At 23.1% G+C, this 17,547-nt stretch carries 20 protein-coding genes and 3 pseudogenes; 7 read left to right on the top strand and 16 right to left on the bottom strand.

Annotated features, from left to right (window positions below; all coding sequences use genetic code 4):
* Window positions 1–8 precede the first annotated feature (8 nt).
* The 3 genes and pseudogenes from pheT to ACQH20_RS05065 all read left to right on the top strand — a co-directional run.
* A complete protein-coding gene (gene pheT / locus ACQH20_RS05075) occupies window positions 9–2,414 on the top strand; it encodes a phenylalanine--tRNA ligase subunit beta (protein ID WP_425376756.1) in 2,406 nt (801 codons plus the stop codon).
* A gap of 75 nt (window positions 2,415–2,489) precedes the next feature.
* The gene (locus tag ACQH20_RS05070; protein WP_425376755.1) at window positions 2,490–3,911 is read left to right on the top strand and encodes an MATE family efflux transporter; all 1,422 of its coding nucleotides are present in this window, start codon (window positions 2,490–2,492) and stop codon (window positions 3,909–3,911) included.
* A 140-nt stretch (window positions 3,912–4,051) separates the two neighbouring features.
* Window positions 4,052–4,486, top strand: a pseudogene (locus ACQH20_RS05065) (helix-turn-helix domain-containing protein); the annotation flags it as partial.
* Between the two features lie 43 nt (window positions 4,487–4,529).
* On the opposite strand, the gene ACQH20_RS05060 reads toward ACQH20_RS05065, so the two are convergent.
* Window positions 4,530–5,768, bottom strand: coding sequence for an IS256 family transposase (locus tag ACQH20_RS05060; protein WP_425377586.1), 1,239 nt, complete (start codon window positions 5,766–5,768; stop codon window positions 4,530–4,532).
* Window positions 5,769–5,859: 91 nt separating this feature from the next.
* On the opposite strand from ACQH20_RS05060, the pseudogene ACQH20_RS05055 reads away from it, so the two are divergent.
* Window positions 5,860–6,195: pseudogene (locus tag ACQH20_RS05055) on the top strand (IS30 family transposase); the annotation flags it as partial.
* Here the strand turns inward: ACQH20_RS05055 and ACQH20_RS05050 are convergent.
* Window positions 6,137–6,688, bottom strand: a complete 552-nt coding sequence (locus ACQH20_RS05050; RefSeq protein WP_425376754.1) for a hypothetical protein — start codon at window positions 6,686–6,688, stop codon at window positions 6,137–6,139. The pseudogene ACQH20_RS05055 and the gene ACQH20_RS05050 sit on opposite strands and share 59 nt — an antisense overlap.
* 6 nt (window positions 6,689–6,694) lie before the next feature.
* On the opposite strand from ACQH20_RS05050, the gene ACQH20_RS05045 reads away from it, so the two are divergent.
* On the top strand, window positions 6,695–6,844 hold the full coding sequence (locus ACQH20_RS05045) for a hypothetical protein (protein ID WP_425376753.1): 150 nt from the start codon (window positions 6,695–6,697) through the stop codon (window positions 6,842–6,844).
* A 121-nt stretch (window positions 6,845–6,965) separates the two neighbouring features.
* Complete coding sequence (locus tag ACQH20_RS05040) at window positions 6,966–7,424, top strand: hypothetical protein (protein ID WP_425376752.1); 459 nt, start codon at window positions 6,966–6,968, stop codon at window positions 7,422–7,424.
* A 125-nt stretch (window positions 7,425–7,549) separates the two neighbouring features.
* On the opposite strand, the gene ACQH20_RS05035 is transcribed toward ACQH20_RS05040, so the two are convergent.
* The 3 genes from ACQH20_RS05035 to ACQH20_RS05025 all read right to left on the bottom strand — a co-directional run bounded on the left by ACQH20_RS05035 (window position 7,550) and on the right by ACQH20_RS05025 (window position 9,560).
* Complete coding sequence (locus tag ACQH20_RS05035; RefSeq protein WP_425376751.1) at window positions 7,550–7,861, bottom strand: hypothetical protein; 312 nt, start codon at window positions 7,859–7,861, stop codon at window positions 7,550–7,552.
* 258 nt (window positions 7,862–8,119) lie between these two features.
* The gene (locus ACQH20_RS05030; RefSeq protein WP_425376750.1) at window positions 8,120–8,617 is read right to left on the bottom strand and encodes a hypothetical protein; all 498 of its coding nucleotides are present in this window, start codon (window positions 8,615–8,617) and stop codon (window positions 8,120–8,122) included.
* Window positions 8,618–8,900: 283 nt separating this feature from the next.
* Window positions 8,901–9,560, bottom strand: coding sequence for a hypothetical protein (locus tag ACQH20_RS05025; RefSeq protein ID WP_425376749.1), 660 nt, complete (start codon window positions 9,558–9,560; stop codon window positions 8,901–8,903).
* A gap of 114 nt (window positions 9,561–9,674) precedes the next feature.
* Here ACQH20_RS05025 and ACQH20_RS05020 point away from each other — a divergent pair, with 114 nt between their 5' ends.
* Window positions 9,675–10,619 (top strand): IS30 family transposase, encoded by a 945-nt coding sequence (locus tag ACQH20_RS05020; protein ID WP_425376748.1) that lies wholly within the window; start codon window positions 9,675–9,677, stop codon window positions 10,617–10,619.
* 152 nt (window positions 10,620–10,771) lie between these two features.
* On the opposite strand, the gene ACQH20_RS05015 is transcribed toward ACQH20_RS05020, so the two are convergent.
* From ACQH20_RS05015 to ACQH20_RS04965, 11 genes and pseudogenes are all read right to left on the bottom strand, one after another.
* Window positions 10,772–11,830 (bottom strand): MSC_0882 family membrane protein, encoded by a 1,059-nt coding sequence (locus tag ACQH20_RS05015; RefSeq protein ID WP_425376747.1) that lies wholly within the window; start codon window positions 11,828–11,830, stop codon window positions 10,772–10,774.
* A gap of 19 nt (window positions 11,831–11,849) precedes the next feature.
* Window positions 11,850–12,158, bottom strand: a complete 309-nt coding sequence (locus ACQH20_RS05010; RefSeq protein ID WP_174480536.1) for a hypothetical protein — start codon at window positions 12,156–12,158, stop codon at window positions 11,850–11,852.
* A 123-nt stretch (window positions 12,159–12,281) separates the two neighbouring features.
* Window positions 12,282–13,463 carry a prolipoprotein diacylglyceryl transferase gene (locus tag ACQH20_RS05005; RefSeq protein ID WP_425376746.1) on the bottom strand — a complete coding sequence of 394 codons (1,182 nt, stop codon included), beginning with the start codon at window positions 13,461–13,463 and terminating at the stop codon, window positions 12,282–12,284.
* Window positions 13,464–13,663: 200 nt separating this feature from the next.
* Complete coding sequence (locus ACQH20_RS05000; protein WP_425377585.1) at window positions 13,664–14,902, bottom strand: IS256 family transposase; 1,239 nt, start codon at window positions 14,900–14,902, stop codon at window positions 13,664–13,666.
* A gap of 217 nt (window positions 14,903–15,119) precedes the next feature.
* Window positions 15,120–15,398, bottom strand: a pseudogene (locus tag ACQH20_RS04995) (IS3 family transposase); the annotation flags it as partial.
* 44 nt (window positions 15,399–15,442) lie between these two features.
* A complete protein-coding gene (locus ACQH20_RS04990; protein WP_425376745.1) occupies window positions 15,443–15,811 on the bottom strand; it encodes a hypothetical protein in 369 nt (122 codons plus the stop codon).
* 155 nt (window positions 15,812–15,966) lie between these two features.
* Window positions 15,967–16,092, bottom strand: coding sequence for a hypothetical protein (locus tag ACQH20_RS04985; protein ID WP_425376744.1), 126 nt, complete (start codon window positions 16,090–16,092; stop codon window positions 15,967–15,969).
* Window positions 16,092–16,664, bottom strand: a complete 573-nt coding sequence (locus tag ACQH20_RS04980; RefSeq protein WP_425376743.1) for a hypothetical protein — start codon at window positions 16,662–16,664, stop codon at window positions 16,092–16,094. The genes ACQH20_RS04985 and ACQH20_RS04980 overlap by 1 nt, the downstream gene beginning before the upstream one ends.
* Window position 16,665: 1 nt before the next feature.
* A complete protein-coding gene (locus tag ACQH20_RS04975; protein ID WP_425376742.1) occupies window positions 16,666–16,815 on the bottom strand; it encodes a hypothetical protein in 150 nt (49 codons plus the stop codon).
* Between the two features lie 102 nt (window positions 16,816–16,917).
* Window positions 16,918–17,085 carry a hypothetical protein gene (locus ACQH20_RS04970; protein WP_425376741.1) on the bottom strand — a complete coding sequence of 56 codons (168 nt, stop codon included), beginning with the start codon at window positions 17,083–17,085 and terminating at the stop codon, window positions 16,918–16,920.
* Window positions 17,078–17,542 (bottom strand): ERF family protein, encoded by a 465-nt coding sequence (locus ACQH20_RS04965; protein ID WP_425377584.1) that lies wholly within the window; start codon window positions 17,540–17,542, stop codon window positions 17,078–17,080. The genes ACQH20_RS04970 and ACQH20_RS04965 overlap by 8 nt, the downstream gene beginning before the upstream one ends.
* Window positions 17,543–17,547 lie beyond the last annotated feature (5 nt).

Genomic DNA, 17,547 nt, shown 5'->3' with positions numbered 1-17,547 from the left:
AAAATAAAATGATAGTTTCACGTAAAATCATTTCGCAGTGATTGAATATTAATAGCATTAAAGATTATGAAATCGTTGATGCTTTAAATAGTTTAGGTTTTGAGGTTGATCAAGTAAAAAATTTAATGTTCAGTAATACAAACTTAGTTGTTGGTCAAATTACTAAAATTACTAAACATCTTAAATCAAATAAATTAAATATTTGTGAAGTAACAGTAGGCACTGAAATGTTAACTATAGTTTGTGGTGCAGCAAATGTAGTTATTGGTATTAAAGTTGTTGTAGCAAGGATAGGAAGTACTTTAGGTAATGGTCTTACTATTGTTGAAAGAACAATTCAAGACGTTGTTTCTTCAGGAATGCTTTGTTCATTAACAGAATTAGGATTAAGCGGTATTGTTCAGAATAAAGAAGAATTAAGTGGTATTATTCATTTACCAGATGATGCAATGGTTGGTAATATTAATCCATTACAATATTTAAATTTAGATGATACAATTTTTTTTATTGATTTAACAGTAAATCGTAGTGATTGTTTGGGGATTTATAGTATTGCTAGAGAATTAAACGGTTATTTTAAAATTCCTTTAAAAAACATGGAAGTTAGTAGTATAGGAAAATTTGATAATAAAAGTCAAGTTAGTGTTCTTAATGGTAAAATTCAAGCTTTAGCAACATTAAAGATTGAATTTGATGATAAATCTGTAATAACACCAATTTGAATTAGAAGAACACTACAACTTGCAAATATTGTACCCAAAACTTTATCAGAAGATATTATTCATTTAGTAATGTTAGAATTGGGTCAACCCTTAATTACTTTTAGTGCCGATGTTTTAAAAAAACCATCTTTAAATATTTCACCTAAATCATACCCAGAAGGTAATTTGCAAATTAAAGAGGGTGATATTTTATTACACGATAAATATTTGGCTTTTAGTGTTTTAGGAGTTAGTCATAATATTGAATATGAAGTTAAACCAAGTTCCAAAGAAGTTTTTATATTTTCAATTAATCCTGATGTTACCTTAATGAGTAAACAAGCAAAGCGACATGGTGCTCTTATTAATACATTATTAGAACGTTTAACAAGACCAGTTGTTCCTGATTATTATTTAATTGCTTTACAACGTTATTTGTTTATTTTAGGACAATTACAAGTTAAATATGAAATTACTGGTTTTAGTAATGATGTTCCTTATCAAGTTAAAACAAAAGTGATCAATTTTAATTTTAATTTTATTAATAAAATTTTAGGTACAAATTTTGGGGTTAATGAAATAATTAATTATTTGACTATTATTGGTTGTCAAATTGAAATTGATGCAAAAAATCAAGAAATTTTAAAAGTAACAGTTCCTAATCATCGTAGTGATTTAAATAATGCTAATGATTTTAGTGAAGAAGTTGCAAGAGTATTTGGATATGATAAATTACCAGTTATTAAACCACAATTTAATGTATCATTTAAGTCACCAACGGCAATGGAAAATTTAATGATGAAGTGAAGACAACATTTAACAAGTTATGGTTTTAATCAAGTAAAAACATATAGCTTAACATGTATGCAAATATTAAATGATTTTAATTTTTTTAAATATAAAATACCTGTAAAATTAGAAGCACCTTTGACATTAACAAGAGAAGTTATGCGTTTTAGTTTGACAGATAGTTTATTAAGAATTTGTCAATATAATTATGCACGTAAAGAAACACAATTAAAAATTTTTACTGATGAAACTATTTATACAGGTGATGAAACTGATGATAATCATCATTTAGCTTTTATGATTATGGATAATTTTTGACCAAAAATTAATACTAATAAAGTTACTAATAGTACGTATTATTTTATTAAAGGTTTTTTAGATGGTTTTTTAGCAAAAGTTATGCCAAATTTATTTAACTCTATTGTTTATAAAACAAATAATAATTCTTTAATGCATCCGTATTTAAGCGCAGATATTTTTTATGAGCAAGAACATATTGCTACTATTGGCGCACTGCATCCACAAACTGAAAAAATAATGAATGTTGAAAAAATATTCTTAGCAGAAATTAATTGTAGTAAGTTAGTTAAAATCATAGAAGAACAACAAAAAGTAGTTTCTAAATTTAAGCTTTGATCAAAATTTAATTCTTTAAGTCGTGATATATCAATTATTGTTAATAGCGATATTCAATTTTCTGATGTAAAAAATGCTATAATATTTGTAAATATTGATTTTTTAGAACAAATATCTTTGGTAGATTTTTATAATGATGAAAAATTAAAATCACAACATCAACACTCATTAACTTTTAATTTGAAATTTAATAGTCAAGAAGAACAATTAGATGAAACAAAAGTAAGTGGACAAATAAGTATTATTCAAGAAATATTAAAGAAAAAATTTCAAGCAATTATTCGTTAAAAATATAACAAAATATTAAATAATAACATTAATATTTTTTTTATTATATTAAATTTTTAAATTGGGTGAGATAATATGAAAACATTAAACAAAGATAATTTAAACTTTTATAAAATGGCATTATTATTTATGATTCCAATTTGTGCACAATCTTTAATTGAAACATTAATAAACTTAATGAATAATTTTGTGGTTGGTCAATTTGGAAATGATGATGCTATTGCTGGAGTTGCATCATCAAGTAATATTTATGATATGGTTTGATATATCTTTTTTGCTATCGTTGCTACCGGTAATATTTTTACTGCTCAATATTTAGGTATTAAAGATAAGAAGAAAATTCAAGAAACTACTAATATAAAATTATTTTATACTTTAATTTTTTCAATATTTTTTGTTGTAATATTAGAATTATTTAGCAAACAAATTATGGGAGTAATTCTTGGTGCTGAAGATAATTCTCATCAAAATGCTATTGGTATTGCTGAAGAATATAGTAAATTAATTGCTTGAAATTACCCATTGTTAGGTTTTGCTTTTATTATGTCAATTACTATGAATACATGTGGTAATGTTAAAACACCATTGATAACTTCTATTTGCTCATTACTCTTAAATACATTTTTAGTTTGTATTTTATCATTACCATATAGTGGGGGACCACAATTAGGTATTGAAGGATTAGCAATAAGTTTAATTATTTCAAGAGCAGTAGAATGTTTTATATTGTTAGGTTATTTAATTTATAAAAAACCAATTTATGCTCCTAATTGAAATATTTTTAAATTTACAAAAGATTTACATAAAAAATATATTATTACTTTTATTCCTTTATTTGCTAGTCAAGTATTATTTGGTGTTTCAGTAGTAATGTTAACGGCTTTATATTCTCATTTTGGTGATACTGAAGTTGTTGCTGCTGTGCAAATTGTTGGTAGTGTTGTTGCTATTTTTTATTCTACTTTTAGGGGATATAATGCTTTAGTTGGATATGCTGTTGGTAGCAAGTTAGGTTCAGGAGAACTAGTACTGGCTAAAGAAAATGCTAACAAGATATTAAAATTGAGTTTTGCTATTTCAACTGTTATTGCTTTAATTATTTTGGGTAGTGCTTTTTGAGTTCCAAAAGTATTATTTGCAAATTTATCTAATAATGCTATGAAACTTGCAGTTTGATATATGGCTTTTTCAGCAGTAACTTATTTTTTCATTAATATGATGCAACCATTATTTAGTTTTCTTTATGCTGGTGGCTATACTTTAATTATTAGTATTGCTGATCTATTTTTAATTTGATTTATTGATATTTTTATTACTTTTGCTTTATTGCAGTGAACTGACTTAAGTATTAAAATGGTAATTATGATTTCGTGTTTAAGTAAATCAGCTGATTTTATTTGTGCTTATGTATTTTATAAAGTAATTCCTTGAAATAAAAATATTATTAATTCTAAAGTAGAAAATGTACCTCATCCGACATTTGAACCACATGGATAATATAAAAATCCCTTTTTAATAATAGATTTTATTTTAATAAATTTTGTTTAAAAAACCTGAATTGTAAAATTAAAAAGGACATTTATATAAAAATTAAATTGTGTTAATTCTATAATTAAGAAAAGAAAGGAATTAGCACAATGTATAAGTATCTGACTATTGAATCAATAATAGCAATAAAAGAATATAAAAGTTATGAATTTTCAATTCGTAAAATAGCAAAAGCTGTTGATTATAGTAAATCAACTGTACATAGAGTTTGCAGATTATTAAATCAAAACTTATTACCATTAGAAATATTGAATCAAATTCAAAAAAAGAAGCAAAATGCAGGTAGAAAATTAATAATTTTAACTTTAACAGAAATTAATACTATTAATTATTTGTTAATTACTAAAAATTATGCGCTTGATATAATTGCTAATTTTTTAAAGGAAAATAAAATAAAAAGTATTTCAACAAAAACTTTATATAACATGTTTAAAACAAATCGAATGGGTTTTGATGAAAATAACTTATTGAGAAAAGGAAAAAATAAACCTCATAAACGAAAAGAAACTAGAGGACGAATTAATAAGAGGCTTTTATGTAATCTGTGTATCTTTGTTTTACAAAGTACTAGTTTAGATTAATTCTATCTTCAAATTTTATCATAAAATGAGCAATTGCTGTATTTCAATTTTGAATGGGCATTGTTCATTTTTTTGTTATATTTTCAATTGCTAAATAAAATATTTTAAAAACTGCCATATCATTAGGAAAAACTTTTTTATTTCTGATAACTTTTCGTAATTGACTATTTACAGATTCAATAGCATTTGTTGTATAAATCACTCTTTTAATTTCTGCAGGATAACTAATAAAAACAATTAAATTATCTCAATTTTTATATCAAGATTTAGCAATTTGAGGATATTGTTTATTTCACTTATTTTCAAAGGATTCTAAAGCCTGCATTGCTTGTTCTTCACTACATGCAGTATAAATTGGTTTTAAATCTGCAACTAGAGATTTTCTATGCTTATATGAGACATATTTCAAACTATTTCTAATTTGATGAACTATGCATAATTGATGTTCTATTTTAAGATAAACTGATTGTATTGCTTCTGACATGCCTGTTAAATTATCACTGCAGGCAATAAGAATATCATTTAAGCCACGATTTTTCATTTCTGTTAAATTTGCTAATCAAAATTTAGCACCTTCATTTTCACTAATTCATAAACCTAAAACATCTTTTTTACCTTCTAAATCAACTCCTAAAGCTATATAAACTGATTTATTAATAATCCTTTTATTTTGTCGTACTTTCACTATTATGCAATCAAAATAAACAATCGGATAGACACTTTCTAATGGTCGATTTTGCCATGCTTTTACATCATCAATAACATCATCAGTAATTTGACTAATAACACTTTCACTAATATCAGCACCATGATATAACTCTTGTAATTGCATTCTAATATCTGATAATGTCATACCTTTTGCATATAAAGAAAGAACTTGTTGATCAAAACCTTCAAATCTTCTTTGTCTTTTTGCAACTATTACAGGATTAAAATTACTATTGCGATCTCGTGGTACATCAATCTCAATTTTACCTTGTTGAGTTATTAATTTTTTTGAACTTATACCATTACGAGCATTGTCACTATTACTATGTTGATTCTTATCATATCCTAAATAATTTTGCATCTCAGAATTCAACATTTTTTCTACTAATCTTTTTGTTAATTCTTTATACAATCCTCCCTCTTTAAAAACTGTTGTTAAATCTTCAGTATTTTCTAATAATAAATCTACTGCTTTTGATATTGGATCATTATTATTAATATTTTGCTTTTTAGCCATCTGTAACTCACTCTTTCTAGTCATTTAATTATATTTACTAGAATTAATTAAACATAGTTATTTTTGTAAGTTACACAGATTACTAAACATTACCGAAAATATTACAAAAAGTATAATAAAATTTATTTCAAAGTTACAAAAAGGAACAGTTAAAACTATTACTTTTGATCGTGGTAAAGAATTTAGTAAATGAAAATTAATCGAAAAAATTTGCAATGTTAAGATTTATTTTGCAGATCCTGGCAAACCTTGTCAAAGAGGTTTAAATGAAAATAATAATGGTATTTTAAGAAGATATTTACCAAAATCTACAGATCTATCTTTATATAAACAAAAAGACTTAAATGCTATAGCATTTCAAATTAATTCTAGACCCAGAAAATCACTATCTTATAAAAGCCCAATAGACTTAATACAATTATTTTAAAAACTGTCCCATTTGTCCCATTTATATTTACAATTCAAGTTATATTAGCTAAAAATGTATCTCATTTATTAAATTCATTCATTCCATTCTTAATTCACTTATAATATCCTGATTTTGAAACATTTAATATTCAACATAAATAACTAATCTGATATTTTTTCTTCAATGAGAAAATCACAAAATATTTCTTCTTTTTTGTCGATTTTTCTAAATACTTTTTTATATCGTTCATTGCCTCAATATATTCAATTAATTCTTGTTTTGTCATTTCATTAAAATTTAAAGATTTGGGTCGACCTGTTCTTTTGGTTTTTTTAGCACGAATTCCATTGCCATATTCTAAACCTTTTTCACCTAATAATTTATATGCTTTAATTCATTCTTTTATTGATGATCGACCAATACCATACTCTAATGCGGTTTTATCAATTGTTTTAATTTTACTTATTTTTATTATTTTTAACTTTTCTTCTTTTAATAGTCATTTAGCCATAAAAAAATGAACACCTTCCTTAAAGTATTTTTAACACAAAGGTTACAATTCTGTGTCTACTTTATTCTAGATGTTCAGTTTAATAATAATTGGAATAATAGGTTTAATATTCGGAATTATTGGTATTGGATATTTAATTTATGAAAAAATAACTAATTAAATTATACATATTTAGTAAATATTTATGATATAAAAATAATATAAACTTAATAATAGTTTTTGACTCATTATTTTAATAAAAAAATAAATGATTTTTTTTATTTTGAAAGGAGAAAAAATGATTTTAGAAAATTTAGAAAATATAAATCAAAAAATTTTAAAAACATTAGAATTATATGAATTAAATAATAAAATGTTAAATGAAATTATATTAAATAATTATAAATATTCTAATGAAGAAATAGAATTAATGAAAGAAATGATTTTTCAAACAAATAAAAATGTACAATATCTTAAAAAAACTATTTTAAATATAAAAAAAAATTACAAATTAGAAAATATTTCTATTACAGAAAAAATATTAAAATTAGATTTAGAAATAAATAAATTTTGATATAAATTTTATATTAAATTAAAAAAAGAAGATAAAAAATCTATTAATTATTGAAGAAATGAATATTTAGAATGTTATAAAAAAATATTTTTTCAAAATAAAGATTTAAATATTAAACAAATAAATAATTTAATTCAAAATGAATTATTAAAAAATGAAAATTCCATTTCATTACAATTATAAAAAAGTTACATTAATTGGTAACTTTTTAATTAGGTGCCAACCTAATAATAATATAACAGTGAAATTATATACTTATCTTTCTCTATAACCCTTGATAAGTATTACTATAAATTCTACATTAATATTTAAGATTGTGGGGAAATAATTTTGATTAGATTTGGCCAGGAAAAATCATTAAGATAATAAAAATTAACATAAGGTGCATATTTAACAATAGTAATATTACCATTAGAAATAATAGTATTATTTAATTTATCTTTTATTTCCTTTTCGGTATTATTCATATTTAATCCATATACATTTAAAAATTTACTAAACATTGTTTCACTAATTTCAATTTTTATATATCCTTCTTTATTATAAAAATCATTAAGAGAACCAGAATTATCTAATACATCATTTTTATAAAGTTTTAAATCCATTACTGGAATTGACATATTAATAATAATAAATTTATTAATTTTATCAAATGTGGCTGTAAAAATTTGTGATGGACCTGGTTCAACACCACAAGCATTTAAATTTATAACTGAGAATGAGGGACTTTCCTAAAAACTGTGTTTTTTAAATAAATTTTAGTTGTAAAATCACTAAGTTACACAGATTGCTGGAAAGTCCCTGTTGAACTGATAAAATTACTATATTAGCACTATCATTAAAGGTTTGTATTTGTACACCAGCAATTTTTTTATCAGTTATAATAAATTCTTGAATAGTATAAACTGGATTATATATACTTCAAGAATAATAAACTCTATAATGTTTATTCTCTTGAAAATCATAAGTAATTTGTCAATAATCTCATTTTTTTCTCTTGTTCCTACTTCTTTTCAATTTGAACAACTTGGACTTGGTGTTGGATTATTTTTTAATTCAATATCTCAATTATTTTCTTCTATTTCATTAGTTTCTAAACTTTTTGAATTAATTTTTATAGGTTTATCTATATTAATTACACTTGGTGAAGTAATATCTAATGTATTACTAGTAATTTGATAAGTATTTTCTTTTAATTCCTCAAAACTAAATATAGCACCACCATCAATTTCACATTTAATAAATAAACTTCATTTATTACTAGCTTTAGTATAATCAGCCTTAAGAATTAAAGAAGCATCTTTATTATCAATTTTACCAATTAAAAGAGTTCATACTCCAGTTCCAATAGCTTTAGCTGATTTAAACGTTAACATTAATGGATAACCATTTTGCTCAGGTGCATTTCTATGTCATGTTATAAATACCCGATATGTTTTATTAAGTTCAATATTAAAATTATCTCATGTTCTATTATCGACTCTTTTTCCTATTAAAACTCAATTTTCTTTATCTTGTTTTTTATCAATATATTTTTTATTTTCATTAATAGAACCAGCAATAGTTTTATCAGTAGTTTCTAAATTAGGAATTTCTTGACTTACAGCATTTATTTGAAATGCAATAGGAAACTTTTCTTCTGTTTCTTTTAATTTTTGATTAACTTCTTCTTTTTTTATAATAATCAGTTAAATTTGGTATTTTATCATCTATATATTTTTTATTTGGAATATCTAAATCATCAGTTACAACTGGATTATTTCTATAAATTAAAGTTTTACCACCAACATTAGTTTTAATAACATCATTAACTAATCTTGTAGTACTATCTTTATCATCTTTATTATTAAATATTCTATTTTCATCAACTGAACTTCCACCAGTAGCACTAATTTTATTATTTTCATCAATCTTAATATTTTCACCAGCAATTAATTTATCTTGTTTTTTATCTAATAAATTATCAACATATTCTTTAGTTGTAGCATCACTTAAAAATGTAGGAGTACTAACATCAATAATTCTTTTACCATTAACATCAATACCTTTATTATCTTTTGGAACAATAAAATTAGGATTATCTTTATTAACTTCTCATAATGAATTGCTAATTTCTGTTGTAATACCCCTAGTATCAATATCAACTACTGAACCCATAATATTTTTTGGATGACTAATAGTAATTTTAGTTCTATTATCACTACTTTTAATATTATTAGATTGTAAATAAATTTCTCATGGATTTTGTTCACCACCAGTACCCATAAATTTTTTAAATCAATTTTGTTTAGGTGAAACATCAAGATTAAAACCTTTCATAGTTGGATATTCATTTATTTCTTTTAAATCCTGAATTGTAAAATTAAAAAGGACATTTATATAAAAATTAAATTGTGTTAATTCTATAATTAAGAAAAGAAAGGAATTAGCACAATGTATAAGTATCTGACTATTGAATCAATAATAGCAATAAAAGAATATAAAAGTTATGAATTTTCAATTCGTAAAATAGCAAAAGCTGTTGATTATAGTAAATCAACTGTACATAGAGTTTGCAGATTATTAAATCAAAACTTATTACCATTAGAAATATTGAATCAAATTCAAAAAAAGAAGCAAAATGCAGGTAGAAAATTAATAATTTTAACTTTAACAGAAATTAATACTATTAATTATTTGTTAATTACTAAAAATTATGCGCTTGATATAATTGCTAATTTTTTAAAGGAAAATAAAATAAAAAGTATTTCAACAAAAACTTTATATAACATGTTTAAAACAAATCGAATGGGTTTTGATGAAAATAACTTATTGAGAAAAGGAAAAAATAAACTTCATAAACGAAAAGAAACTAGAGGACGAATTAATAATTGTAAATCTATTCATGAAAGAAATTTAATCATTCCTAATATTAAAAATATAAAAGAATTTGGTCATTTAGAGGGTGATACTATCATTGGTAAAGATCATAAAAGTTCTATTATTACTTTAGCTGATATATGATCAAAAACCACAATTCCTTTAGTTTCTAAAAATCATAAAGCAGAAAATATTACAAAAAGTATAATAAAATTTATTTCAAAGTTACAAAAAGGAACAGTTAAAACTATTACTTTTGATCGTGGTAAAGAATTTAGTAAATGAAAATTAATCGAAAAAATTTGCAATGTTAAGATTTATTTTGCAGATCCTGGCAAACCTTGTCAAAGAGGTTTAAATGAAAATAATAATGGTATTTTAAGAAGATATTTACCAAAATCTACAGATCTATCTTTATATAAACAAAAAGACTTAAATGCTATAGCATTTCAAATTAATTCTACACCCAGAAAATCACTATCTTATAAAAGCCCAATAGACTTAATACAATTATTTTAAAAACTGTCCCATTTGTCCCATTTATATTTACAATTCAGGAAAAAATATTTACATAATACAAATTAGTTTTTATTTAAAAATAATCTTTATTACATAAAATATTTTATTTAATGACACACTCTAATTATATATAGATAATATTCAATATTTTTTTACTTTTTCTTTCTTCTTTTTAATACAAATATTGGAATAACAATTGCAAAAAATATTAAAGCAGTAAAACCAATAGTAATAATCATACATATTCTATTTATCTTTTTTTTGTATTGATTTAACTCTTGTGGATTAATAATTTCATAGCCATAATAACTTATAATATTACGTTTACGAAATTTAAAAATAACAATATTAATCATATGAATAAAGAAAATAACACCTAAAATAATTGTTAAAGTTATTCCATCTTTAATAATATCAGGAACATTAACTGTTCATTTTTGAATAATAAAAGTTAATTTCTGACCACTAATCAAAAACATAATGCCAATAATAATACCAAGAACAATATAACTACTAATACTTATTCAATTAATAATTATCAAGTTAGCATGAATTTTACGATAATTTCTAATTATAAAATTAGGAGGTAATAGTGACCCTTTTAATGTTCTTTCAATATATAAATCCACTTCTCTTCTTAATGTCACAAATTCAATAATATTAATTAAAATAATAGTAAGAGCAATAATTGCTAATGGAATAGTAATTACAGGATGAGGAATAATTTTTATGTTAATCATACCAAAATATAAACCAATAAAAGTTGAAGCAATAATTAATGTCATAACACCAATAAATAATAAAATCAATTGTTTTAGCTTCTCTGATTTAATTTCTCTGCTAATTGGTTTTGGAATTTTAAAACTATTTTTATAACTAACTATTTCCATAGTATTAAATGTTTGTGGTTGATCATAATACATATCTTTTTCTTTAGTAAAGTTTTCATTGATCGGCACTGTCTTTTTTTCTTGTAAAGGTATTATATAAGAACTAGTAACTTGTATATTTTTACCATCATATTTTTTTTCATTATAATCATTTTCATTAAAATCAGAATTATGAATATTTTCTTTATTTTTATTAATTGGTGGTACAACATTACTAAAATAAGTGTTATTATTAGTTGATTTTTGATAACCTTCTTTATCTGATAACCTATTTTTTTGTGAAAAAAATTTATCAAATAATTTAAATTTTATTTTAGACATATACATCACCTACATTTAATTAGTTAAAATATTTTTTTGTCTTTTTAGAAATATGTTTACTTGAATAAAATTTTCTTTGTAATTTGGCAATTTCATGTTCAATTTCCAAAATTTTATCTTCAAATTGATAATCTTTTTCTTCTAAACTTAAGTATCCTTTAATAGAAATCCTTTTGCGTAAATACATTATTAATAAAATTGATAATAATAACAGAAAAATCAAAAGTGCTAACCCACCCATTGAATATAAAAAAGTAGTAATTGGAATCTCAAAACCTAAAAACTTAATGGTATTAGTACTACTATCATCACTTACTACTGCTAACACTAATTTCACCTCATACATTAGTATATAAATATTATAACAAAAACACCAAATCTAATTAATATTATCTATTTAATAGTTTATTTTCTGTTATAATAATTATTTTAATAATAAAAAAGAATATTATTAATATTCTTTTTCATATGTTCATCCTTCGCTACGTAAATATTTTGCTGCAACAAATTGTGCAAATATTGCTAGAAACAGGCCAAAGAAAGTAATCAATAATAAAACTGTATAATCAAGAATTGGACGATTAATTAAAAATAAATCTTCTGGTGGGCGCTGTAACTCTAAAATAAATCTAATTAAATTTCATCCAAAAAAGTAAAGTCCCATTTGAACACCTGCATGCATCATTCGATAATGATGTGGATTATTTATTTCATAAAGTTTTTTGCTTTTATTTATATAATCATTAATTTTCTTACCAGAAGGCTTGACTTCTGCTAATGCTTTATTTACTACATTTTTTGGTACTTGATTATAATAGTAAACTTCATTTCACATTTTAGTTCAAGTCAAATGTTTTGGGTCACGATTTACTTTATTTCAATATTTTGGATTAAAAGTTATTTTTCCTCAGTATTTAAAATTATTTTTAAAATCAAATTGAAACTTATCTGGCTCTACTTTTCATGGCTTTTTACCAAATCATTTACCAAGATTTGGAACAACAAGTGTAATCACTAATCATAATCCTAAATTAGCAATTGATTCATAAAGAAATATTGGTGCACGATAAACAATTTCACCATTAATAGTTTCTGGAGTGCCACTTGGTCCACCATTTAATTTAAAACAATTATCACGAATAAAAGCAGGTAATCATGATAATGAATCATAACTTACAACGTTACCAAGTAATTCATGATTAAAGAAATTACCTCAACGTCCTAATACCTGTCCTAATAAAATATTAGGAATAATTAAATCACCATATATTCATAATGATATTTTATACTTACGACCAACAAAGTAAAAAATAATTGCACCAGCAATAATGCCAAATAAAACACCACCATGAATAGACATCCCTGGTTTTCAAAATGCAAATTTTTCAAAAAAACTAATTGACTTATTAGGATCATCCTTGCCAAGAAAACTAGCACCAAATAATGAAGCAGGAATAATAAATATTATTGATCATGCTAAAGAATCAGTAGGAACACGATAACGTTTAAATTTTACTCAAGAAGCAATAATTGAAGCAAAAATACCTGACATAATAGCAAATGCATAAACATGAAACCATCCACCATAAGTATCAGTAATGCCGTGAGGTCCAACAAAATATAAATTTAACATAACAAACACCTCACTTACAAGACCATCTTTTAATATAGAATACCATAATAGAATACCATAACTAACTAAGAATCACAATATAAATAAAGGCAAACAATACATATTACATATATAATTTTGATAAAGTGTAATTGTAATTCACATTTTTTAGATTTTTTAGAGGCTTTTATGTAATCTGTGTATCTTTGTTTTACAAAGTACTAGTTTAGATTAATTCTATCTTCAAATTTTATCATAAAATGAGCAATTGCTGTATTTCAATTTTGAATGGGCATTGTTCATTTTTTTGTTATATTTTCAATTGCTAAATAAAATATTTTAAAAACTGCCATATCATTAGGAAAAACTTTTTTATTTCTGATAAATTTTCGTAATTGACTATTTACAGATTCAATAGCATTTGTTGTATAAATCACTCTTTTAATTTCTGCAGGATAACTAATAAAAACAATTAAATTATCTCAATTTTTATATCAAGATTTAGCAATTTGAGGATATTGTTTATTTCACTTATTTTCAAAGGATTCTAAAACCTGCATTGCTTGTTCTTCACTACATGCAGTATAAATTGGTTTTAAATCTGCAACTAGAGATTTTCTATGCTTATATGAGACATATTTCAAACTATTTCTAATTTGATGAACTATGCATAATTGATGTTCTGTTTTAAGATAAACTGATTGTATTGCTTCTGACATGCCTGTTAAATTATCACTGCAGGCAATAAGAATATCATTTAAGCCACGATTTTTCATTTCTGTTAAATTTGCTAATCAAAATTTAGCACCTTCATTTTCACTAATTCATAAACCTAAAACATCTTTTTTACCTTCTAAATCAACTCCTAAAGCTATATAAACTGATTTATTAATAATCCTTTTATCTTGTCGTACTTTCACTATTATGCAATCAAAATAAACAATCGGATAGACACTTTCTAATGGTCGATTTTGCCATGCTTTTACATCATCAATAACATCATCAGTAATTTGACTAATAACACTTTCACTAATATCAGCACCATGATATAACTCTTGTAATTGCATTCTAATATCTGATAATGTCATACCTTTTGCATATAAAGAAAGAACTTGTTGATCAAAACCTTCAAATCTTCTTTGTCTTTTTGCAACTATTACAGGATTAAAATTACTATTGCGATCTCGTGGTACATCAATCTCAATTTTACCTTGTTGAGTTATTAATTTTTTTGAACTTATACCATTACGAGCATTGTCACTATTACTATGTTGATTCTTATCATATCCTAAATAATTTTGCATCTCAGAATTCAACATTTTTTCTACTAATCTTTTTGTTAATTCTTTATACAATCCTTCCTCTTTAAAAACTGTTGTTAAATCTTCAGTATTTTCTAATAATAAATCTACTGCTTTTGATATTGGATCATTATTATTAATATTTTGCTTTTTAGCCATCTGTAACTCACTCTTTCTAGTCATTTAATTATATTTACTAGAATTAATTAAACATAGTTATTTTTGTAAGTTACACAGATTACTATTACCGGGACTTTCCAGCAATCTGTGTAACTTAGTGATTTTACAACTAAAATTTATTTAAAAAACACAGTTTTTAGGAAAGTCCCTTATTTATTTAGAAATATTAATGTTGGAATGGCAACCCTTTTTAGGACTATTTTTTGGTAGACATTTGTTCTTCATACTTAACTGGAGTTAAGTACTTTAGAGTGCTGTGAATTCTTATGTTGTTGTATCAGTTGATATAATCAAATAATTCTAATTTTAATTGGATTAATGATATAAAATTTTTTTCATTAATAAATTCTGTCTTAAAAGTTTTAAAAGTCGCTTCAGCAACAGCATTGTCATAAGGACAACCTTTTTTGCTTAAAGAACGGGTAATGTTGAATGCTAATAAAAGTTTATCGATAGTTTTGTTATTAAATTCATTCATTCCATTCTTAATTCACTTATAATATCCTGATTTTGAAACATTTAATAATCAACATAAATAACTAATCTGATATTTTTTCTTCAATGAGAAAATCACAAAATATTTCTTCTTTTTGTCGATTTTTCTAAATACTTTTTTATATCGTTCATTGCCTCAATATATTCAATTAATTCTTGTTTTGTCATTTCATTAAAATTTAAAGATTTGGGTCGACCTGTTCTTTTGGTTTTTTTAGCACGAATTCCATTGCCATATTCTAAACCTTTTTCACCTAATAATTTATATGCTTTAATTCATTCTTTTATTGATGATCGACCAATACCATACTCTAATGCGATTTTATCAATTGTTTTAATTTTACTTATTTTTATTATTTTTAACTTTTCTTCTTTTGATAGTCATTTAGCCATAAAAAAATGAACACCTTCCTTAAAGTATTTTTAACACAAAGGTTACAATTCTGTGTCTACTTTATTCTAGATGTTCACTTTACTATTACAATTTTTAACAATACATTTAAGTAATACTTTTTCTGATTTTTCTTTACTCATTATTTATTCTCCTATTAATCAAAATCTTTATTATTTCAATATTTATTACATAAATACATTTCAAATTTAGTATTTTTATCTTTTAATTTTCTATTATTTAATTTAATACTTGCTTTTTTATTACAGTAATAACATATCATTACTTATTCTCCTTATTTAAATAATATCAACCAATTAATAAACTATCTGCTTCATCATGATTTGATATTGTTATATTTCAATTATTATCTTCAATTAATGCTTTACATAATAATTCACTATTACTTTTTTCTCATTTTTCTTGATAAAATATATTTTCTCCATTACACATTACCATTCCTTCATATTCTTTTTTATATCAATTTTGTCATTGTTTAGGACTTATTAACATATTTTTTGTTAATAATTTATTAAATTGTCCAGCAATAAAACCACGTAAATGTTCTTGTGTTTCATAACCAATACCATTTTTTGAATGAAAAGTACCACGTTCAATAATTAAATCAAAATTATTTTTATAATTATTTAATTCATCTTTAAATTCTAAAGTACCATATACAACATAATGCATATCTCTATAAAAATTATCAATAGGATTTTTTTTAAAACTACAACTACTTATTAATATTGGTTTTCATATATATTTATATGTATCACAATATATTTTCTTTTCTCATAATGTAAATCCAGTATTTTTTATAATTGGGTCAATTGAAAGTAAATAATTAGTCATATTAATGCTTCTTTCCATGATTGTATTTGATTTTATTTCGATTAATTATTTTATTAAATTTTTCAATTATTTTTCTTTGTTTAAGATATGATTTTTCACAAGTTTTTCTAATATAACAACCATAACAATGATATGATTTAAAATTATTCATTATTATTTCTCCTTATTTTTATTTAAATTCATAACTAATATTTTTAAACAATTCATACATCAATAATTAGTTAATCAAATTCTTTTATTACAATATTTACATTTATTCATCTATTCATACCTTTAAAGTATTTCCATTATCTTGAATATCATATTTTATATTTTTAATTGATTTTCATTCATTAAATTCTTTTGTTCATCAACGATAATCTAAGCATTCTATTTCATCTTTTATTTTTACACAAATTTCAATTCTAGTTAATTTATTCATAATTTCTATACTCATTTTTATTATTATTTTTTACATTTTTAAATCTTTCACGAATTTCATTAAATTTATCAAATAAAGTTTTTAAATAATTTTCACCCATTAATATTAAAAAATCTTTACTATTATTTGGATTTAATCTTTCCATATCTTCTCTTATACATTCATCAAATAAAACTGTATTTGTAATCATATATTTTTCAAAATAATCTAATTGTTTTTCACTTGGTTCTCATTTTTCATTTTGTATTTTTACATTATTATTAATATAATTATTTTGTTGCTTATTATTTTGTATTAAATTAACATTATCATTATCTGGGTCAAGTTCATCTTCACTTAATAATAATAAATTCATTAAAAAATATCTATAAGCATAAGTTTCTGCACTACCTTTTGTTTTTGCTATATCTGTATTTTTAGCACAAGCAAAAATATTAAAATCTTCTTTAAATTCTATATTAT

The organism is Spiroplasma endosymbiont of Aleiodes alternator, from assembly GCF_964031135.1.
Classification (GTDB): domain Bacteria; phylum Bacillota_I; class Bacilli_A; order Mycoplasmatales; family VBWQ01; genus Spiroplasma_E.
This window is presented reverse-complemented; position numbering and strand designations above follow the sequence as displayed.